Below are 20,160 nucleotides of genomic sequence, written 5' to 3'. Positions count from 1 at the left end.
GGTCAGTTCGGAGACTCCGCGTCGGCGGCTCGGACGCTGTTCCACAGCGTGTCGTACCAGCGGTCGGGCGCGGCCGCCGCCGGCTTGTTCGGGTCGGCCGCGGCGGCGGCCGGATTGTTCAGCACCAGCAGCGGCGTCTCGCCGGGCCGCACGTAGAACAGCTTCTCGCGAGCCTGGGCCCGCAGATATTCCGGGTCCTGCCACTTCTGCAGCTCCTGCTGCTTGTCGGCGATCGCCTTGGTCTTGGCCGTGCGCGCGGCCTCCAGCTGGGCGATCTGCGACTCCTGGGCGAGATAGACCCGCAGCGGGTACGTGTAGGCCAGCGCCAGCGCGACGAAGACGACGATGAGGACGGTCGCCCGGCCGGTCAGCGCCCGCGGCCGTGGTGCGGCGGTGCGCTTGGCCGGGCCCGTTCCCACGTTCACGGTGCGGCGGGTCGGCGCGGGACGGGCCCGGGTGCGGGTCTGCACCCGGGTCGAGCCGGTCGTGCGCACCCGCGACGATCCGGGTCGGCGGGCCGGGCCCTGTCCGCTCGGTGCGCGTCGCTGTGTCGTCACCCCTGCTCCCCCGCTCGGCCGTCATGGATTGTGGCACCCGGTTTCAGGGTGCCACAAACTCCATGATCTGCGGCCCGGGCGTTACGCGGCCCGGTAACGCGGGAAAGCGCCCGCACCGGCGTACCGGGCCGCGCTCTCCAGCTGCTCCTCGATGCGCAGGAGCTGGTTGTACTTGGCGACCCGGTCCGAGCGGGCCGGGGCGCCGGTCTTGATCTGGCCGCTGCCCACCGCGACGGCCAGGTCGGCGATCGTGGTGTCCTCGGTCTCGCCCGAGCGGTGCGACATCATCGTCTTGAAGCCGGCCCGGTGGGCGAGGTCGACGGCGTCGAGGGTCTCGGTCAGCGATCCGATCTGGTTGACCTTGACGAGCACGGCGTTGGCGGCGCCCTCGGCGATGCCCCGGCCGATGCGGGTCGGGTTGGTGACGAACAGGTCGTCGCCGACGATCTGGATCTTGCCGCCGAGCTGCGAGGTCATCGCGCTCCAGCCGGCCCAGTCCTCCTCGGCCAGCGGGTCCTCGATCGAGACGATCGGGTAGTCGCCGGCGAGCTTCGAGTAGTAGTTGATCATCTCGTCGGTCGACTTGGGCGAGCCCTCGAAGACGTACGACCCGTCCTTGTAGAACTCGGTCGCCGCCACGTCCATGGCCAGGACGATGTCGGTGCCCAGGGTGAAGCCGGCGGCCTGCACGGCCTCGGCGATCAGGTCGAGCGCGGCCGCGTTGGCCGGCAGGCTCGGGGCGAAGCCGCCCTCGTCGCCGAGGCCGGTCGAGAGGCCCTTCTTCTTCAGCACCGACTTGAGCGCGTGGTAGACCTCGGCGCCCGTGCGCAGCGCCTCGCGGAAGGTCGGCGCGCCGATCGGGGCGATCATGAACTCCTGCACGTCGACGTTCGAGTCGGCGTGCGCGCCACCGTTCAGGATGTTCATCATCGGGACCGGCAGAACGGCCGCGTTCGGGCCACCGACGTACCGGAACAGGGGCAGCTCGGCGCTCTGCGCCGCCGCCTTGGCCACGGCGAGCGAGACGCCCAGGATCGCGTTCGCGCCCAGCTCGCTCTTGTCCGCGGTGCCGTCGAGGTCGAGCATCTTCTGGTCGATCAGGCGCTGCTCGCTCGCCTCGTAGCCGACCAGCTCGTCGGCGATCTTGTCTTCGATGTTGGCAACGGCTTTCTCCACGCCCTTGCCCAGGTAGCGACCCTTGTCGCCGTCGCGCAACTCGAGCGCCTCGAATGCGCCGGTCGAGGCGCCCGAAGGCACCGCGGCGCGGCCGACCGTGCCGTCGTCCAGCCCGACCTCGACCTCGACGGTCGGGTTGCCCCGGGAGTCGAGAATCTCGCGGGCGACGATCGCTTCGATGGTGGCCATGTGTCGTGTCGCTCCCATTCATAGGCTGCAGTTCTCCGACCGCGACCCTGCGGCCGACCACGGGTCTGAGCGTATCGGGGACGGTTGACGGCCGTACGCGCGGCCGGTGAACTTCGGTCCGACTATCGCTAATGGGTGCGAGCGGGTTGCCGATATCCCGGGCACTATGAGTGCTGACATGCTCCCGCCGGACGGGTCTTACATCGAGATGACCTCGTACGGCGAAACGCTTCCCGAAGTCCGGGTGGTGCACGCCTCGGGCACCGTGATCACGCTCTCCCTGGCCCGGGCGCACGTGCCGCCCGAGCATTCGACGGTCGAGCTCCGCTGGGCGGCCGCCCCGCGCGGCCGGTACGCGCAGGAGGGCCACGTCGCCGCCGTCGACGGCAACCGGGTCGAGATCCACTTCACCGGCGAGCCGCTGGTGCTGCAGAGCCGGTCGTTCGTGCGCGGCGGCGGTGGCGAGCCGATCGTGATGAGCCGGGACGACCACGAGGACGCCACCGGCACCGTGCACGACATGAGCGAGCGAGCCGTCCGCGCCCACTTCACCGACGTGCACGTCAAGCCCGGCGACGAGATGACGCTGCGCATCAACGTCGGCGGCGAGCTGGTGGCGTTCCCGGCGACCGTGCTCAAGGCCAGCTCGATGCGGCAGCAGGTGCCGGTCCGCGGCCCGCTCTCGGTCGAGATGGTGGCGCTCTTCGACGACCAGGACGAGGGCCAGGCGAAGATCATCCGGCGCTACATCATGCAGCACCAGCTCCTGTCCCGCCGACGGGGACTCTGAGCCGGCGCCGCCCCGCCGACGCGACATCGCCGCTCTGATCGCCACGGCCCGCGGCGCATCGCACCGGTGGACCCGGGCCCGCACAAGGCTCGCCCGCGCCGATACTCGTTTGCGCGGGCTTGCGCGCATGGGCCAAGGTGGCAGGCGTGCCGTCCCGTCCCGCGCCGCTCGCCGTCGCCGCCTCCGCGGCGATGCTGCTGGGCGCGACGCTGCTGGGCGCGACCGGGTGCACGGGCCTCGACGAGGCGAGCGCGGCCGGCATCGGCCACGACGACCTGGTGTCCGAGCTGTCGGTGCAGCTCGCCCGGGTGACCGGCCTCACCTACACCGCGACCTACCACCTGGCCGGCGGCGCCACGGCGACGGTCACCCAGGCGCAGCAGCCGACCCGCACGACGTACGTCTATCCCGGCGGCCGCCTGCTCGAAACGGCCACCGGGACCATCCGCTGCGCCGGCGACGCCCGACCGAAGTGCACCGAGACCGACCCGGCGCCGGCCACCGCGCTGCCGCTGGCCGGCAGCGACCTGGTCACCGCGGAGGCGGCCCTGGCGCTGCTCAACACGGCCGCCCTCGATCGCGACGTGAACGCCACCCAGCGCGACACCACGATCGCCGGCCGGCACGCGACCTGCCTCGATCTCACCCGCGTCGACGGCACGCCGGCGTCCGAGTTCGGCCTCTGCGTCACCAACGAGGGCGCGCTCGGCAGCTTCACCGCCACCATCGCCGGCAAGAGGCTGGAGCAGGCCCTCATCGCGTACGACGACAAGGCCGCCCCGTCGTCGTTCGACCTGCCCCCTTCGGCCCAGCTGTCCGACAAGCGCTGATGCGTCAGACCTTGCGGTAACGCGCCTGCACCAGCCCGAACAGCCCGTAGGCCGCGATGCCGAGCGCCGTCACCGTCAGCAGCCAGGTTCCGTACGCGTGCCCCGCCATCGCCCGCAGCGCCGCGTCGAGCCCCCGCGCCTTGTCCGGGTCGTAGCGCACCGCCGCCAGCACCAGCAGCACGCCCGCGATCGCGTAGGCGCCGCCCTTGGCCGCATAGCCCACGATCCCCAGCGTGCGGACCGCCGGATTCCGCCGTCCCGCCTTCAGGTGCTTCTCGAACTTGCCGGCCAGCCCGTAGATCGCCAGCCCCGCCCCGATCACGACGACCGCGACCCCCGCGGCCGCCACCGTGAGACGCCCGCCGCCCGACACCATCAGATCCTGGCTGGCCTGCTCCTGAGCATCGGCGCTCGACGTCTTCTTGCCCTTCAAGACCTTCACCCCGCTCCAGGCCACGTACGCGTAGAAGGCCGCCCGCCCAGCCGAGGCGACCCGCTCGTAGACCCGGTGCCGCCCGCGCTCGTCCCGATGCCCGGCGACCGCCTCGACGGCCTGCCACACCGTCATCGCCACCAGCCCGACCACGATCGCCGCGATGAGGGCGGCCCCGAACGGCTTGCTGGCGACCGTGTGCAACGCCCCCGACTGATCCCCGTCGGCCGGCGCCCGCCCGAACGCGATGCGCAGGATCACCCACGCGAACAGCAGATGCAGAGCGCCGTAGCCCACCAGCCCGGCCCGGGTGAGGTGCTCAAGCAAGGGAGACCGAACAGCACGCGCGGCGACGGCATTCACGCGCCCAGAGTCACCGAACGGCCGCCCGCCGAAACCTCCGCCGACATCGCGCCCGCCTCGGCCCGCGGCATCAGCCCCGCTTCGCGCCTCGCAGCAAGGCCGGCAGAACGGCCAAGCTGTCGATCACGTGGTCGGGCGTGCCCGGCCGGTCGCGCTGCAGCCGATATTTCCCGGTGCGCACCAGCACCGTGCGTGCCCCGGCGTCGCGGCCCATTCGCACATCCGTGGTGACGTCGTCGCCCACCACCCAGATGTCTCCGCGCGCGAAGACTTCCCCTGTCGAGCGAACCGCAAGCTCGAGGAAGGCGACGCTCGGCTTCCCGACCACGGTCGCCTCGACCCCCGCCCCGAACTCGAGCCCGGCCACGAACGCGCCGGTGTCGAGATGCGCCTCCCCGCCATCGAGAAAGAAGCGCCCTTTCTGCAGCGCGATCAGGCGGGCGCCGCCACGCAATGCCCGGAACGCCTCGTCGAGCAGGTCGTAGGAGAGCGAGGCCCGCACGTCGCCCACCACCACATGGGTGACTCCCGAGCCGCCTCCGAGCGAAAAGCGCTCGCCCAGCTGGGCGGCGACCTCGTCGTTGGTCACCGCAAAGACCCGCACGCCACCGTCCACCAGCGGCCCCTCAGCCGCCAGCAGCTCCTCGGCGGCCGTCAGCGACGTGAACAACTCGTCCCGGGCAACCTCGGCCCCGCGTGCGCGAACCAACGCCAGCATGCTTGCCGTGGAGCGCGAGTCGGTGTTGGTGAGGAAGCGAAGCATGTGGCCCTCGGCCCGCAGTTGCGCCAGCGCCGCGGCGGCGCCCTCGATCGCCCCCTCGCTCGTGTAGGTCGTCCCGTCGAGGTCAATCAGCAGTAGCATCGGACGCCCACCACCGCGGCGCAGAGCGCCATCAGACGCCGAGCAGCGTGCGCAAGTGGCGCGGCGGCGGGGAGCCGTGTGCCAGCATGGCGTCGTGCCAGGCCTTGGGGGTCGCGCCGAACGGGCGGGCGGCGGCGATCGCGGCGACCTCGGTGTAGCCGACGAAGTACGTGCTCAGCTGGGTCGACGTGAGCAAGGCGCGGCGCCACTTGCCGGCCGCCTCGCCCTCCTCCTGGAAGCCGGGGCCGGTCATCATCGCCATCGCCTCGGCCTCGGGCAGTTCCTCGCAGTGGACCAGCTGGTCGATGACGGCGTTGAGGCTCATCCGGAGCTGCATCTTCAGCTGCTGGAGCCGCACCGGCAGCCCGCCGAAGCCGAGGCCGGCCATCAGCTCCTCGGTGTAGACCGCCCAGCCCTCGACGAACGGGCCGGACCAGCCGAGCGCGCGCACCCGGGTCGCGGCCCGGAACCGGCGGGCGTGGGCGAGCTGCAGGAAGTGACCGGGCATCGCCTCGTGGACGGTCAGGTTGCGCAGCATGTGGTCGTTGTATTCGCGGTAGAACGACTCGACGCGCTGCGGCGACCAGCCCGCGGGGGTCGGCGAGATGCAGTAGAACGTGGGCACGTCGGCGGTCTCGAGCGGGCCGGGCGGGTCGCAGTACGCGGCCGAGACGCCCCGGGCGAACTCCGGCATCTCCTCGATCACGCACGGGTCGTCGAGCAGGGTGAGCACGTCGTTCTTCCGGACGAACTCGGTCGCCTCGTCCATCGTGCGGCGGGCCAGGTGGATGATCGTGGCGTCGTCGGGGTGATCGGCGGCCAGCGTGCCGAGCGCGCGGCGGACCGTCTCGTCGGTCTCGGGGCCGCCGACCAGCTCGGCCGCGGCGGCGCGCAGCTCGGCGCCGACCCGGTCGAGCCGCTCGCGGGCCCGGGACAGCACCTCGGCCGCGGGCAGCTCGGTGTCGAGCGTGTGCCAGAGCCGCGCCTCCCACAGCGGACGGCCGAGACGCGGGTCGCGGCCGGGCTCGCCGCTGTCGAGACGGGCCCGCAGCCAGTCCTCGAACTCGGCCAGCGCGCCCAGCGCCGCCGCGGCCGCGGGCTCGACCGCCGACCGCATGCCCGGCTCCTGCTCGAGCAGCGCGGGCAGCTCGTCGCGGATGAGCGCGGCCGTGCCGGCGAACTGGCCCACCGCGGTCTCGGCGTGGATGCGCGGCACGTCGCGCAGCACGGCCCGGGCGGTGGCCAGCGCGTCGGGGATCGCCGCGAGCCGGCCGCCGAGGCTGGCCAGCCGCTCCTCGACCGGCGCGAAGGGCCGGGAGATCAGGGCGTGCAGCAGCGGGCCGGGGTTGTGGTGAAGCGGGTTCCACTCGTGTTCCCGTACATCCGTCAGCTCGAAAAGCCCGCGCTCCACCATGGCCGAGAGAATCGCGTGATCGACCTGGTCTTCCGGGCCGAAGGCCTCGGGATCGATGCCGGCCAGCGCGTCGGCCGCGTCACGCAGCATCGACACCCGCTCGGACACCGCGCCGGGCGAGAGATCGGGCAGGCGATCGTCGTAGCGGTGGTCGCCCGCGCCCGAGGCCAGGCCCGGGTCGCTGCGCAGGACGGCGTCGACGATGCTCTCGGCTAACGGCACAAACTCCGGCATGCCGTGAAACCTACTCGCGGGGTCTGACAATTCTCTGTTCGGCGCTCCGCACGTCCTCGGCGTAGTCCAGAGTCGCCCGCCGGACCTCGGCCTCCGGGTCGGCGCCCGCCGCCCGCGCCTCGGCGACCAGCCGCAGCAGCGCCGATCCGAGGTCATCGCCGGCCGGCAGCGGCACGTCCAGACCGGCCCGCTCGACCCGCTGAAGGATCTTGGCGGCCAGCGCCAGCGCGGGCTGGCTCAGCGCGATGCCGTCGAGGATCGAGTCGCGGGACTTCTCGGCCTTCTTGATCCGCTCCCAGTTCTCGGTGATCTCCTCGATGTCGGCCGCCTCGACACCGGCGAAGACGTGCGGGTTGCGGCGCACCATCTTCTCCACCAATACCCCAGCCACGTCGTCGATGCCCCAGGCCGCGCCGTCCGGCAGCTCCTCGGCCAGCCGGGCGTGCAGCACCACCTGCAGCAGCACGTCGCCGAGCTCCTCGCGCAGCGCCGACAGGTCGCCGGCCTCGATCGCGTCGTAGGCCTCGTACGCCTCCTCGAGCATGTAGGGCGCGAGGGTGCGATGGTTCTGGGCACGCTTCCAGGGGTCGCCCCCGGGCGAGACGAGCCGGTCCATGACGGCGACCGCGTCGAGCAGCCGGGCGCCGGGCGGGTCCCACGAGCCGTACATCAGCTCGAGCTCGGCCAGATCGGGCTCCCGGGTCAGGCGCAGCCCCAGGTGGCGGGCGAAGTCCTGGTCACCGGCCGGCCCGGCGAGCCAGACCACGGCCTCGTGCTCGGCCAGGGCGTCCAGCAGCCGTTGCGGGTCGGGCTCGACCACGCTCACCGGCACGCCGGACTGCCGCAGGACGGCCGACTGCTCCGACTCGGTGGCGGTGAAGACCGGATGCTGCCGTACGACGTCCCACGCCGCGGCGGTCAGCAGGCCGGCCGGCAGGCGCGGCGAGGTGACGAGCAGGACGATGCGACGATCCGGCATGCGTCAGGAGAGGTCGGTGACCGGAGCCGACGTGTCCTCGCCGAGCGGGGCCGACACCAGCGGGCGCACCTCACCGTTCTGCGTCTGGAACTGCAGGACCGGGATGGTGGCCGGCTGGTAGCGCGGGTTGACCTTGACCTTCAGCGGTCCGGTGACCTCGTTGATCTCGCTGCGCACCGCGGTGGCGGTCTGCACCAGCTGCTTGTTCTCCGCCGGCAGGCTCTGCTTGAACTGCTCGAACGTGCCGCCCTCGGGGACCTGCCCGCTCTTCACCAGTACGTCGTAGATCTCGCGCAGGTCGGCGTCGGTCGGCTCGGGCGCGTTCTTCACACCCTGGCGCAGGAGCCGTACGTACTGGTCGGCCTCGGCGTAGAGCTTCAGGTACTCCGTGGTGGCCGGGACGTGCAACGTGCTCGCATAGTCGTCGAGCTGGAGGTCGGCCGGCAGCGACACGCTGTGCTGCTGGGCGACCTTGGCCAGCACGTCGGCGCTGACGATCGTGCGAACCACGTCGGCCCGGGTGATCTGCGGCGCCGCCGCGGCCGTGTCGCCGGCGGCGGCCGGTGCGGCCTGGGTGGCCGCGCGGACCTCGTCGTAGACGCCGTCCACCCGGGACTCACTGATCTTGGAATCGCCCACGTAGGCAGCCACGGACGGCTCGGAACGGCAGGCGGAGAGCCCGGTCACGGCCAGGGTGGCGACGGCGGCAACGGAGGCGAAACGACGAGCACGCTGCATGGCCATGACTCTCTCACGTCTGTTGTGACGCACGTCGCCGACCCCCGGAAACCGGATCACATGGCCTTCGCCGCGATCGCGGCGATCAGCACCACGGCGACGACGATCAGCGCGGCCACCTGCACGGTTTCTCGGCGCTGCCGGGGCGCGTACGCGAGACCGGCCGCGACCGCCGCACCCGTGACCAACCCGCCGAGATGTCCCTGCCACGACGTGAACCCGGCCGCGAACACCAGCCACAGCAGCGCCGTGAAGATCAGCCGGTTCCGGTCGATCGGATACTCGTGCAGCTTGCGCGTGATCACGAAGTACGCCGCGGCCAGCCCGAACCCGGCCCCCGACGCCCCGATCGCGCCCTGGTGCGGGTCGATGAGCACGATGAAAACCGATCCGCCGAGCGCGGACAGCAGGTAAAGCGCGAGGTAGCGCCCCCAGCCGAGCTGCCGCTCGAGGAACGTGCCGAGCGTCGCGATCCACATCATGTTGAACAGGATGTGGGTGAGCCCGGTCCCGTTGCCGCCCGGCAGCTCGTGCAGGAACGCGCCGGTGAACAGCCGCCACCACTCGCCATGCAGCACGCCGATCAGCTCGTACCCGGCGACCGGCACCCCGTCGTCGACGTAGTACCGCCCGTCACCACCGATCAGCCCGATCCCGAGGACGTCGAACCGGTTGATGACCGCCGGGTGGACGAGCTCCACGACGTACGCGAGAACGTTTATCGCAATGATCGTGTACGTGACGTAGGCCGTCGCCACGCCCGCCCGCGCCCCGAAGATCGTCCGTGCCTGCCGCACCGTCTTGTTCTCGCCCTTGACGCACTCCGGGCAGCGCTGGCCGACCGGGGCCTCCCGCATGCAGTCCGAGCAGATGAACCGGTCGCACCGGCTGCACCGGACATACGTCTCCCGCTTGGGATGGCGATAGCAGGTGGTCTCGGCACCTACGGTCTCCACGAGCGCTCCCCCGGTGATCGGCTGTTTTGGGCCCGGCGATTGTGCCCGTTCGATGGCGTTCGCGGCAGTCACCGATACACACATGCAATCTGGGGGTGCGGCTCGAGCGCTCGCCAGGCCACGGGGTGCGTGGTCGCGGTGCGTGCCGCCCGTCGCGGTGGGGTGCGGCTCAAGCGCTCGCCAGGCCACGGGGTGCGTGGTCGCGGTGCGTGCCGCCCGTCGCGGTGGGGTGCGGCTCAAGCGCTCGCCAGGCCACGGGGTGCGTGGTCGCGGTGGCTGCCGCCCGTCGCGGTTGGGGTGCAACTCAAGCGCTCGCCAGGCCAGGGGGTGCATGGTCGCGGTGGCTGCCGCCCGTCACGGTGGGTGCGGCTCAAGCGCTTGCCAGGCCACGGGGTGCGTGGTTGCGGAGCCTGCCGCCGGTCACGGTGGGCGACTTTTCGTATTTGTCTGGCTCAAGCGGCGCGATCCGCTCAGATCTTGATGAGTTGGGGCACCACGGGTGCCTAAAAGTCATCAAGATCTGAGGGAACTGGTGGCCGCAACCCGAGCCGGAGCGCGACGGGCCGCTCGAAGCGCGACCACGCAGCGCCCCGGGCCATGGCAGCCCACAGCGGCCACCCACCGCCCGCGCCCGGCCACACCGACCGCCACCAGGCAGACGCCGGCCGCCGCTCGCCGGCGCAAACGCCCTGCCGCGACACGACCAAGCCGGCAAACGCCCAGCCGGCAAACGCTCGCCGCCCGGCAAAGCCCAGCCGGAGCACGCCCACGCCGGCCAACAGCGCCACCGGAGCGTCAGACGGCGGCCTTCGCCGGCACCTCCCCCAGCACGTCCTTCAGCAGCTGCGCGCACCACTGCAGCAACGCCTGGTCGCGCAGCGGCTCGCCGCCCACGCGGCGGGTGGCCGGCCTCGGGACGCTCACCTGATCCGTCGCCGGCTTGTAGACGGCGTCGGGGTGGTAGCGCTTCAACCGCAACTGCTTCGAGTCGGGCAGCGGGAGCGGGGAGAAGCGGATGTGCTTGCCCTGCATCGAGACGTCGGTCAGGCCGTAGGCGCGCGCGAGCTGGCGGAAGCGTGCGACGGCGATCAGGTTGGCGACCTGGGCGGGGGGCTCGCCGTAGCGGTCGGTCATCTCGGCGATCACCTCGTCCAGGGCCTTGTCGTCGCGGGCCTCGGCCAGTTTGCGGTACATCTCCAGGCGCAGGCGCTCGACGGCGATGTACTCGACCGGGAGGTGGGCGTCGACCGGGAGGTCGATCTTCACCTCGGGCTCCTCCTCGGGGCGCTCGCCCTTGAACGCCTGGACCGCCTCGCCGACCATGCGGACGTAGAGGTCGAAGCCGACGCCCTCGATGTGGCCGCTCTGCTCGCCGCCCAGCAGGTTGCCGGCGCCGCGGATCTCGAGGTCCTTCATCGCCACGTACATGCCGGCGCCGAGCTCGGTGTGCTGGGCGATGGTGGCCAGCCGCTCGTGGGCGTGCTCGGTGAGCGGCTTCTCGCGCGGGTACAGGAAATAGGCGTACGCGCGCTCGCGGCCCCGGCCCACCCGGCCCCGGATCTGGTGCAGCTGGGCCAGGCCGAGCAGGTCGGCCCGCTCGACGATGAGGGTGTTCGCGTTCGGGATGTCGATGCCGGACTCGACGATCGTGGTGCAGACCAGGACGTCGAACTCCTTCTCCCAGAAGCCGACCATCACCTTCTCCAGCTGCTCCTCGCTCATCTGGCCGTGCGCCACCGCGACCCGCGCCTCGGGAACCAGCTCGCGCAGCTTGCGGGCGGCGCGGTCGATCGACTCGACCCGGTTGTGCAGGTAGAAGACCTGGCCGTCGCGCAGCAGCTCGCGGTGGATGGCGGCGGCCACCTGCTTGTCGTCCTGCGCGCCGACGAAGGTGAGCACGGGATGACGCTCTTCCGGCGGGGTGGCGATGGTGGACATCTCGCGGATGCCGGTGATGGCCATCTCGAGCGTACGGGGAATGGGCGTCGCCGACATGGTGAGCACATCGACCGAGGCCCGCAGGGCCTTGAGCTGCTCCTTGTGCTCGACGCCGAACCGCTGCTCCTCGTCCACGATGATCAGGCCGAGGTTCTTGAACCGGGTCGAGTTGGCCAGCAGGCGGTGCGTGCCGATCACGATGTCGGCGGTGCCGTCGGCGGCCTGCTCGAGGGTCAGCTTGGCCTCGGCCGGGGTCTGGAAGCGGGACAGCTGCTTGATCTTGACGGGGAACTGGCCCATCCGGTCGGTGAACGTGTTGAAGTGCTGCTGGGCCAGCAGCGTGGTCGGCACCAGCACCGCCACCTGCTTGCCGTCCTGCACGGCCTTGAACGCGGCCCGTACGGCGATCTCGGTCTTGCCGTAGCCGACGTCGCCGCAGATCAGCCGGTCCATCGGGACGGCCAGCTCCATGTCGTGCTTGACCTCGCTGATCGCGGCCAGCTGGTCGGGGGTCTCGGTGTAGGGGAACGCGTCCTCCAGCTCGCGCTGCCAGGGTGAGTCGGGACCGAACGCATGCCCCTTCGAGGCCTGGCGGGCCGCGTACAGCTGGATGAGCTGCGCCGCGATCTCGCGCACCGCCTTGCGGGCCCGGGCCTTGCTCTTCTGCCAGTCGGAGCCGCCCATCTTGTGCAGCGTGGGCTGCTCGCCGCCGACGTAGCGGGAGAGCTGGTCGAGCTGGTCGGTCGGCACGTAGAGGCGGTCGCCGGGCTGGCCGCGCTTGGACGGCGCGTACTCGATCACGAGGTATTCGCGGTCGGCGCCGTTGACCGTGCGCTGGACCAGCTCGACGTACTTGCCGATGCCGTGCTGCTCGTGCACGACGAAGTCGCCGGGCTTGAGCTCGAGCGGGTCGATGGTGTTGCGCCGGCGCGACGGCATGCGCCGCATGTCCTTGGTGGACGCGCCGCGGCCGCCGCTGATGTCGTTGCCGGTGATGACCGCGAGCTGGGAGGCGGCGTCGACGAAGCCGTGGTTGAGCCCGCCGCAGGTGACCAGCAGCTGACCCGGCTCGATCGGCGTCTCCAGCGAGTCGACCGGGGTGACGCCCAGGCCCGAGTCGCGCAGCACCTCGGTCGCGCGCTGCGCGGTGCCGTGCCCCTCGAAGACCAGCGCGACCGACCAGCCGTTGCCCGACCACTCGGCGATGTCGGCCACGAGCCGCGAGGTGTCGCCGTGATAGAGCGGCACGGGCTGCGCGGAGAGGGCGATGGCGTCGCCGAGATCGGGCGAGACCGAGACCGCGGGCGTCTCCAGCCACGGCTGGTCGTCAGGCGCGGCCTCGGAGTCCGACTCGACCAGGCCGAATGGCGAAACCGTCCACCACGGCTGCGACAACGTGGCGGCGTGCGCGCGCACGTCGGCGAGCGTGCGGAACGCCGCGGCGCCGACGTCGATCGGCGCCTGGCCACCGACGGCGGCGGCGGCCCAGGACGCTTCCAGGAACTCGTCGGACGTACGCGTGAGATCGTGCGCCCGGGTGCGGATGCGCTCGGGATCGCAGAGCAGCACGTGGGTGCCGGCCGGCATGCAGTCGAGCAGCAGCTCCATGCTGTCGGTGCCGTCGAGCAGGGCCGGCGCCAGCGACTCCATGCCCTCGACCGGGATGCCCTCGGCCAGCTTGTCGAGGATCTCGGCCAGCTCGGGGTGCGCCGCCGACAACTCGGCCGCCTTCGATCGCACCGCCGGGGTCAGCAGCAGCTCCCGGCAGGGCGGCGCCCACAGCCGGTCGACCGGGTCGATCGTGCGCTGGTCGGCGACCGCGAACGTGCGGATCTCCTCGACCTCGTCGCCCCAGAACTCGACCCGGGACGGGTGCTCGTCGGTCGGCGGGAAGACGTCGAGAATGCCGCCGCGCACCGCGAACTCGCCGCGCTTGGTGACCAGGTCGACCCGGGCGTAGGCCATGTCGGCCAGCCGCCGGGCCACCCCCTCGAGCTCGGCCTCGCCGCCGGTGGTCAGCTCCACCGGCTCGAGGTCGCCCAGGCCCTTGAGCTGCGGCTGCAGCACGCTGCGCACGGGCGCCACGACCACCTGCACCGGGTGCTCGCCGGGGTGGGCGAGGCGGCGCAGCACGGCGAGCCGGCGGCCGACCGTGTCGGACCGGGGGGAGAGCCGCTCGTGCGGCAGCGTCTCCCACGAGGGGAAGACGGCCACCCGGTCGGGGCTGATCAGGCAGCCGAGGGCGTCCGCCAGGTCGTCGGCCTCGCGGCTGGTGGCGGTGACCGCCAGCACCGGCCGGGCGGCGCCACCCAGGTCGGCCGCGCCGGCGACGGTGGCGACCACGAACGGCCGCAGCGAGGCGGGCGCGGTCAGGTCGAGCGAGTCGGAGTCGACGAAGCCCTTGCGCGCCAGGTCGCGGGCGCGCGCGAGGCCCCGGTCGCGCAGTGCAGCCGGGATCAGTCCGGAGAGTTGCATGCCGATTTCCCCCACGTCGAATAACCCCAGACGTCCATCGGACGGGGGTATGCGATCGAGTCTAGTCCGGCCCTCCGACATTCTCGGGACGGACAACATGTCCGACATGGGCGTCGATACCCGGAGAAAACTGCCGTTTCGTTGTCTATGTGGGCTCCCGAGGAGGACAACGTGCGCATCCTGCTGCTCGTTACGGCGTTCAACGGACTGAGCCAGCGTGCATGGTGCGCCCTGCGCGAGGACGGACACGATGTCGGTGTCCTGCTGGCGACGAGCGGGCGGGACATGATCGACGGCGTCCGGCGGGCCGCGCCCGACCTGATCATCTGCCCGTTCCTCAAGGACCGGGTGCCGGCCGAGGTCTGGCGGCACTGGCGCACGGTGATCATCCACCCCGGCCCGGTCGGCGACCGCGGGCCCTCCTCACTGGACTGGGCGATCAGCGAGGGCGCCCGGGTCTGGGGCGTGACCGCGCTGCAGGCGGTCGAGGAGATGGACGCCGGGCCGATCTGGGCCACCCGCACGTTCGGCGTGCCGGCCGTGCCGCCGCGCAAGTCGTCGCTCTACAACGGGCCGGTCGCCGACGCGGCGATGGAGTGCGTCCGCGAGGTGGTGGCCAAGGCGCAGGACAAGTCGTTCACGCCGGTCCCGGCCGACCGCGTGCCGACCGAGGCGCCGGGCGCGCGGCTGCGCCCGCTGATGCGCCAGCCGGATCGCGCGTTCGCCTGGGACGACCCGACCGAGCAGATCGTCCGCAAGATCAGGGCCGCCGACGGCAGCCCCGGCGTGCGGACCGAGCTCGGCGGCCTGCCGGTCTTCGCCTACGACGCGCTGCCCGGCGTCGGACGGGCCGGCCGGCCGGGCCGGCTGCTCAGTCGGCGGCAGGGCGCGGTGCTGGTCGGCACCGGCGACGGCAGCGTCTGGCTGGGCCACCTGCGAGCCGCCGACCCGGAACATGCCCGAGCGGGCATCAAGCTGCCGGCCACCACCCTGCTCGGCGCCCGGCTGCGCGGGGTGCCGCACTCCCCGCTGCCGGCCGGGAGCGAGCCCGAGCATCCGGCCACCTACCGGCAGATCCGCTACCGGCGCGCGGGCGCGGTCGGCTGGCTGAGCTTCGACTTCTACAACGGCGCGATGGCGCCCGGGCACTGCCGGCGGCTGGCCACCGCGCTGCGCCACGCGGCCGGTCAGGACACCGAGGTCCTGGTGCTGCGGGGCGGCACGGACGCGTTCAGCAACGGCATCCACCTCAACGTCATCGAGGCCGCCGCCGACCCGGCCAGCGCCGCCTGGGCCGCGATCCGGGCGATCAACGAGGTGTGCCGGGAGATCATCACGTGCACGCGGCAGGTGGTCATCGCCGGATACGCGGGCAGCGCCGGCGCGGGCGGGGTGATGCTCGGCCTCGGCGCCGACATCGTGGCCGCCCGCGACGGCATCGTCCTCAACCCCTACTACGACATGGGCCTGTACGGGTCGGAGCTGCACACGTTCACGCTCCCCCGCCGGGTCGGCGCCGGCCGCGCGCAGCAGCTGATCGACGACAAGCTCCCGGTGAGCGCGGCCCGGGCGGCGGAGATCGGGCTGGTGGACGAGGTCGGCCCGCGGCATCCCGACGCGTACACGGAATGGCTCACCGAGCTGGCCGCCCGCGAGAGTGACCCCCGCGCGGCGCGCAACCGGCGGCAGGCGAAGTCCCGACGGCTCGCCGCCGAGCGGGTCCCGCTCGAGGTCTACGAGGCCCGCGAGCTGGCCGAGATGAGCCGCGACATCTACGCCGACCGGTCCGGTTTCGCCGCCGCGCGGCACGCCTTCGTCCGCAAGATCAAGCCGGGCGAAACCCCGGCCCGCCTGCTGCCGGGCGGGAAGGCGCCGCGGCTGCCGAAGCCCATCCTGCGGCCGGCGGTTCCGATGTCGGCTTGAGTTGTTCCCGGGGCTGAGGTGAGACTTGCCTCAATTCACCCGGTACATGGGTCACGCCGATACCATCGGCGGAGTCGGGACAGCGCCGTCCTGGAGCACCGAAAGGCTTTAAGGAGCGCCCCGATGACCGACCAGCACGGCCACCTCGACCCCGACGGGCCGGACGCGGCTCTTCGCGCCGACATCCGGCGCATCGGCACGTTGCTCGGCCAGACCCTGGCCCGGCAGGAGGGCCGGCCCCTGCTCGACCTGGTCGAGGAGGTCCGGGCCCTGGTACGGCAGGACGCCGCCGGCGCGGCCGACCGGCTGGCCGCCATGGACGTGACGACCGGCACCAAGCTCGCCCGCGCGTTCTCCACCTACTTCCATCTCGCGAACATCACCGAGCAGGTGCACCGCGCCCGTGACCTGCGCCGGCGGCGCGCCCGCGACGGCGGCTGGCTGGACCAGGCGGCCAAGCTGATCGCCGAGCGCGGGGTGCCGGCCGACGAGATCGCCGCGGCCGCCCGCCGGCTCGCGGTGCGGCCGGTCTTCACCGCGCACCCGACCGAGGCCGCCCGCCGCTCGATCCTCTCCAAGCTGCGCCAGGTCGCCGACGAGCTGGACCACGAGGCGGCGGCCGCGGTGCTCTACGGCGCGTCGGACACGACCGCCTCGACCCGGCGCTTCGCCGAGCTGATCGACCTGCTCTGGCAGACCGACGAGCTGCGTCTCGACCGGCCGGACCCGACCGACGAGGCCCGCAACGCCGTCTACTACCTGCGCGACCTGTACGCCGAGGCGGCGCCCCAGGTGCTGACCGACCTCGCCGAGACGCTGCGCAACCTCGGGGTCGAGACGGCCCCGACGGCCAAGCCGCTGACCTTCGGCTCGTGGATCGGCGGCGACCGGGACGGCAACCCGTTCGTCACCCCGGCCGTCACCCGCGACGTCCTGATGATCCAGCACGAGCAGGGCATCCAGGCCACCGAGAAGGCCATGGACCTGCTGATCGACGAGCTGTCGGTCTCCCGGCGGCTGCGCGGGGTCTCGCTCGACCTCTCCGCGTCGCTGGCCAAGGACCTGGACAACCTGCCCGAGGTCGCGCCCCGGTTCCGCAAGACCAACGCCGAGGAGCCGTACCGCCTCAAGGTCCGCGCGATCAAGGCGAAGCTGGCGAACACCCGGGAGCGGCTGCGCCAGGGCACCCGGCACGTGCCCGGCCGCGACTACCTCGGCAACGACGAGCTGATCAGCGACCTCGAACTGATGCGCGCGTCGCTGGCCCGCAACTCCGGCCAGCTCACCGCCGTCGGCGTGGTCGCCTCGGCGATCCGCACCGTCTCCGCCTTCGGCCTGCAGCTGGCGACCCTCGACGTACGGGAGCACGCGGAGAAGCACCACGAGGTCCTGCAGCAGATGTACACCCAGGTCGGCGAGGTCGAGGACTACGACGCGCTGGACCGGGCCGAGCGCACCAAGCTGCTGGCCACCGAGCTCACCGGCCGGCGCCCGCTGGCCAGTGCCGACACCCCGCTCACCGACTCGGCCCGCAAGACCTTCGACGTGTTCAACACGATCCGCGAGGTGCAGGACCGGTTCGGCATGGACGTCATCGAGACGTACATCATCTCGATGACCCTCGGCGTCGACGACGTGCTCGCCGCGGCCGTGCTGGCCCGCGAGGCCGGCCTGGTCGACATCCACACCGGCCGGGCCCGGGTCAACATCGTGCCGCTGCTGGAGACGCCGGCCGAGCTCGACGCGGGCGGCGACCTGCTCGACGAGATGCTCTCGCTGCCGGCCTACCGGGAGATCGTGCGGGCCCGCGGCGACGTCCAGGAGGTCATGCTCGGCTACTCCGACTCCAACAAGGAGGGGGGTATCACGACCAGCCAGTGGGGCATCCACAAGGCGCAGCGCGCGCTGCGGGACGTGGCGGCCCGGCACGGCGTGCGGTTGCGGCTCTTCCACGGCCGGGGCGGCACGGTCGGCCGGGGCGGCGGTCCCACGCACGAGGCGATCCTGGCCCAGCCGTACGGCACGCTCGACGGCGCGATCAAGGTGACCGAGCAGGGTGAGGTCATCTCCGACAAGTACACGCTGCCGGCCCTGGCCCGGGAGAACCTCGAGCTGACCGTGGCCGCGGTGCTGCAGGCGACGCTGCTGCACACCGAGCCCTCGGTCGACCTCGAGCGGCTCGCCCGCTGGGACGCGACCATGGACACGGCGTCGGACGCGGCCTTCAAGGCGTACCGCGCGCTGGTGGAGAACCCGGACCTGCCCGCCTACTTCTGGGCGGCCACCCCGACCGAGCTGCTCGGCCAGCTCAACATCGGCTCCCGCCCGGCGAAGCGGCCGAACGCCGACGCCGGTCTCGGCGGCCTCCGCGCGATCCCGTGGGTCTTCGGCTGGACCCAGACCCGGCAGATCGTCCCGGGCTGGTTCGGCGTCGGGTCGGGCCTCAAGGCCGCCCGCGAGGCCGGGCACACCGAGGTTTTCCAGGAGATGTACGGCAACTGGCAGTTCTTCAAGACGTTCCTGTCGAACGTCGAGATGATGCTGAACAAGACCGACCTCGACATCGCCCGGCGGTACGTCGAGACGCTCGTCCCGGCCAACCTCCACCCGATCTTCGACACGATCGTGGCCGAGTACGAACTCACCGTCCGCGAGGTGCTGGCGATCACCGGCGGTGACGACCTGCTGGCCTCGCAGCCCGAGCTGAAGCGGACGCTGGGTGTGCGCGACACGTACCTGCTGCCGCTGCACCACCTGCAGGTCGCCCTGCTCCGGCAGTACCGCGATCTGGGCGATCAGGAGCGGCAGCCGGCCTCGGCGCCGGGTGCGCGGCGGGCGCCGTCCGACTCGACCGCTCTCGAGCGGGCGCTGCTGACCACGGTCAACGGCATCGCCGCCGGCATGCGCAACACCGGCTGATTCCCTTCCGTACGCGGCCGGGCAGCGCTTTCGGGCGCCGCCCGGCCTTCTTTTTGATCCGTCGGACCGCCGGCCGCGTATTGAGGGGCACCTGTCTCGGGAGCGCTCCCACGCTCCCCTGCCCCTGGGAGCGGTGGCTATGCGTGACTGGAGACTGCTCGCGGCGTCGGCCGCCGTCGTACTGGCCATCTCCGCGGCTACGGCCGCGGCTCTGACCGTCACCACGTTCAGTTCCGCCGGCACCGCCGGTTCCAGGGGCGCTCCCGATCCCGCGAGCGCCACTGGGCTTGCCGGCGCCGGCGGCCCCGCCGGTGCCGCTCCCGCTACTCCGTCACCCACCATTTCCGAAATTCCGGGCCAGCAGCGGCTAGCGTCGCCTTCCGTGAGCTCCTCGCCGCGCCAGTCATCGCCGAGCCAGACATCGCCGAGTCCGAAGGCGGCCGCCACCGGATCCACGCCGGTCGAGATCAACGGGAAGCTGCGCGTCTGCGGCACGCACCTGTGCAACCAGAGCGGCCAGCCGATCCAGCTGCGCGGGGTCAGCACGCACGGCCTGCAGTTCGCGCCGGACTGCTACCCCGACGCCGCGCTCGACGCGATCGCCCACGACTGGCACGCCGACCTGCTGCGGATCGCCATGTACGTGCAGGAGGGCGGCTTCGAGACCGACCCGGCCGGCTTCACCGCCAAGGTCAACTCGCTGGTCGACAAGGCGTCGGCGCGCGGCCTGTATGCACTGATCGACTTCCACATCCTCAACCCCGGGGACCCGGCGTTCAACCTCGAGCGGGCCCGGACGTTCTTCGCCTCGGTCGCGAAACGCAACGCTGCCAAGCGGAACGTGCTCTACGAGATCGCGAACGAGCCGAACGGCGTCTCCTGGGCGGCCATCAAGGCGTACGCGCAAAAGGTCATCCCGGTTATCCGCCAGCAGGACCCGGACGCGGTCGTCATCGTCGGGACGCGCGGCTTCTCCTCGCTGGGCATCGCCGAGGGGTCGGGCGCGGCCGAGACCATCGCCGATCCGCTGGACTTCGCCGATGTCATGTACGCGTTCCACTTCTACGCCGCGTCGCACAAGGACAACTACCGGGCCGAGCTGACCAAGGCGGCGGCCCGGCTGCCGATGTTCGTGACCGAGTTCGGCACGGTGACCTTCACCGGTGGCGGGACGTTCGACGCCGAGAGCACCAACACCTGGCTCGATCTGCTGGACCGGCTGAAGATCAGCTACGCGAACTGGACCTTCTCCGACATCGACGAGTCGAGCGCCGCGCTGCGACCCGGCACGTGCCAGGGCGCGCAGTTCGCGGACACGGGCGTGCTCAGTCCGTCCGGCAAGCTGATCCGGGCCCGTATCCGGGCCCGCTGAGCGTCTTGCTGA

The 20,160-nt window shown here is 71.9% G+C and carries 14 protein-coding genes; 5 read left to right on the top strand and 9 right to left on the bottom strand.

The window, feature by feature from the left end; translation table 11 throughout:
- Positions 1-2: 2 nt before the first annotated feature.
- A complete protein-coding gene (locus tag ACQP2F_RS04520; protein ID WP_433300887.1) occupies positions 3-557 on the bottom strand; it encodes an FtsB family cell division protein in 555 nt (184 codons plus the stop codon).
- Between the two features lie 81 nt (positions 558-638).
- Positions 639-1,922, bottom strand: coding sequence for a phosphopyruvate hydratase (gene eno / locus ACQP2F_RS04515; RefSeq protein WP_433300885.1), 1,284 nt, complete (start codon positions 1,920-1,922; stop codon positions 639-641).
- A 166-nt stretch (positions 1,923-2,088) separates the two neighbouring features.
- Between eno and ACQP2F_RS04510 the strand changes: the two genes are divergently transcribed.
- Together ACQP2F_RS04510 and ACQP2F_RS04505 are read left to right on the top strand one after the other, a co-directional pair.
- A complete protein-coding gene (locus ACQP2F_RS04510; protein ID WP_433300883.1) occupies positions 2,089-2,712 on the top strand; it encodes a hypothetical protein in 624 nt (207 codons plus the stop codon).
- Positions 2,713-2,858: 146 nt separating this feature from the next.
- The gene (locus ACQP2F_RS04505; RefSeq protein WP_433300881.1) at positions 2,859-3,542 is read left to right on the top strand and encodes a hypothetical protein; all 684 of its coding nucleotides are present in this window, start codon (positions 2,859-2,861) and stop codon (positions 3,540-3,542) included.
- A 4-nt stretch (positions 3,543-3,546) separates the two neighbouring features.
- On the opposite strand, the gene ACQP2F_RS04500 is transcribed toward ACQP2F_RS04505, so the two are convergent.
- The 7 genes from ACQP2F_RS04500 to mfd form a co-directional block, all read right to left on the bottom strand.
- Positions 3,547-4,302, bottom strand: coding sequence for a DUF1206 domain-containing protein (locus tag ACQP2F_RS04500; RefSeq protein ID WP_433300879.1), 756 nt, complete (start codon positions 4,300-4,302; stop codon positions 3,547-3,549).
- Positions 4,303-4,408: 106 nt separating this feature from the next.
- Positions 4,409-5,200: an HAD-IIA family hydrolase gene (locus ACQP2F_RS04495; protein WP_433300877.1), complete on the bottom strand. Its 792-nt coding sequence runs from the start codon at positions 5,198-5,200 to the stop codon at positions 4,409-4,411.
- A 31-nt stretch (positions 5,201-5,231) separates the two neighbouring features.
- A complete protein-coding gene (locus ACQP2F_RS04490; protein WP_433300875.1) occupies positions 5,232-6,848 on the bottom strand; it encodes a DUF885 domain-containing protein in 1,617 nt (538 codons plus the stop codon).
- Positions 6,849-6,858: 10 nt separating this feature from the next.
- Positions 6,859-7,827 (bottom strand): nucleoside triphosphate pyrophosphohydrolase, encoded by a 969-nt coding sequence (locus tag ACQP2F_RS04485; protein WP_433300873.1) that lies wholly within the window; start codon positions 7,825-7,827, stop codon positions 6,859-6,861.
- Between the two features lie 3 nt (positions 7,828-7,830).
- Complete coding sequence (locus ACQP2F_RS04480; protein WP_433300871.1) at positions 7,831-8,565, bottom strand: hypothetical protein; 735 nt, start codon at positions 8,563-8,565, stop codon at positions 7,831-7,833.
- 56 nt (positions 8,566-8,621) lie between these two features.
- On the bottom strand, positions 8,622-9,521 hold the full coding sequence (locus tag ACQP2F_RS04475; RefSeq protein ID WP_433300869.1) for a rhomboid family intramembrane serine protease: 900 nt from the start codon (positions 9,519-9,521) through the stop codon (positions 8,622-8,624).
- 795 nt (positions 9,522-10,316) lie between these two features.
- Positions 10,317-13,934, bottom strand: coding sequence for a transcription-repair coupling factor (gene mfd / locus ACQP2F_RS04470; RefSeq protein ID WP_433300867.1), 3,618 nt, complete (start codon positions 13,932-13,934; stop codon positions 10,317-10,319).
- Positions 13,935-14,105: 171 nt separating this feature from the next.
- Between mfd and ACQP2F_RS04465 the strand changes: the two genes are divergently transcribed.
- The 3 genes from ACQP2F_RS04465 to ACQP2F_RS04455 all read left to right on the top strand — a co-directional run bounded on the left by ACQP2F_RS04465 (position 14,106) and on the right by ACQP2F_RS04455 (position 20,148).
- Positions 14,106-15,857 (top strand): enoyl-CoA hydratase-related protein, encoded by a 1,752-nt coding sequence (locus ACQP2F_RS04465; RefSeq protein WP_433300865.1) that lies wholly within the window; start codon positions 14,106-14,108, stop codon positions 15,855-15,857.
- Positions 15,858-15,980: 123 nt separating this feature from the next.
- Positions 15,981-18,776: a phosphoenolpyruvate carboxylase gene (gene ppc / locus ACQP2F_RS04460; protein ID WP_433300863.1), complete on the top strand. Its 2,796-nt coding sequence runs from the start codon at positions 15,981-15,983 to the stop codon at positions 18,774-18,776.
- Positions 18,777-19,158: 382 nt separating this feature from the next.
- Positions 19,159-20,148, top strand: coding sequence for a glycoside hydrolase family 5 protein (locus ACQP2F_RS04455; protein ID WP_433300861.1), 990 nt, complete (start codon positions 19,159-19,161; stop codon positions 20,146-20,148).
- Positions 20,149-20,160 lie beyond the last annotated feature (12 nt).

Origin of the sequence: Actinoplanes sp. CA-030573, assembly GCF_050951115.1 — a bacterium.
Taxonomy (GTDB): Bacteria; Actinomycetota; Actinomycetes; order Mycobacteriales; family Micromonosporaceae; genus Actinoplanes.
This window is presented reverse-complemented; position numbering and strand designations above follow the sequence as displayed.

What these genes read in the sequence shown, in the direction of transcription:
- eno (WP_433300885.1), bottom strand. Translation starts at nt 1,922, where the DNA reads ATGGCCACCATCGAAGCGATCGTCGCCCGCGAGATTCTCGACTCCCGG.
- ACQP2F_RS04510 (WP_433300883.1), top strand. Translation starts at nt 2,089, where the DNA reads ATGAGTGCTGACATGCTCCCGCCGGACGGGTCTTACATCGAGATGACC.
- ACQP2F_RS04495 (WP_433300877.1), bottom strand. Translation starts at nt 5,200, where the DNA reads ATGCTACTGCTGATTGACCTCGACGGGACGACCTACACGAGCGAGGGG.
- ACQP2F_RS04490 (WP_433300875.1), bottom strand. Translation starts at nt 6,848, where the DNA reads ATGCCGGAGTTTGTGCCGTTAGCCGAGAGCATCGTCGACGCCGTCCTG.
- ACQP2F_RS04485 (WP_433300873.1), bottom strand. Translation starts at nt 7,827, where the DNA reads ATGCCGGATCGTCGCATCGTCCTGCTCGTCACCTCGCCGCGCCTGCCG.
- ACQP2F_RS04480 (WP_433300871.1), bottom strand. Translation starts at nt 8,565, where the DNA reads ATGCAGCGTGCTCGTCGTTTCGCCTCCGTTGCCGCCGTCGCCACCCTG.
- mfd (WP_433300867.1), bottom strand. Translation starts at nt 13,934, where the DNA reads ATGCAACTCTCCGGACTGATCCCGGCTGCACTGCGCGACCGGGGCCTC.
- ppc (WP_433300863.1), top strand. Translation starts at nt 15,981, where the DNA reads ATGACCGACCAGCACGGCCACCTCGACCCCGACGGGCCGGACGCGGCT.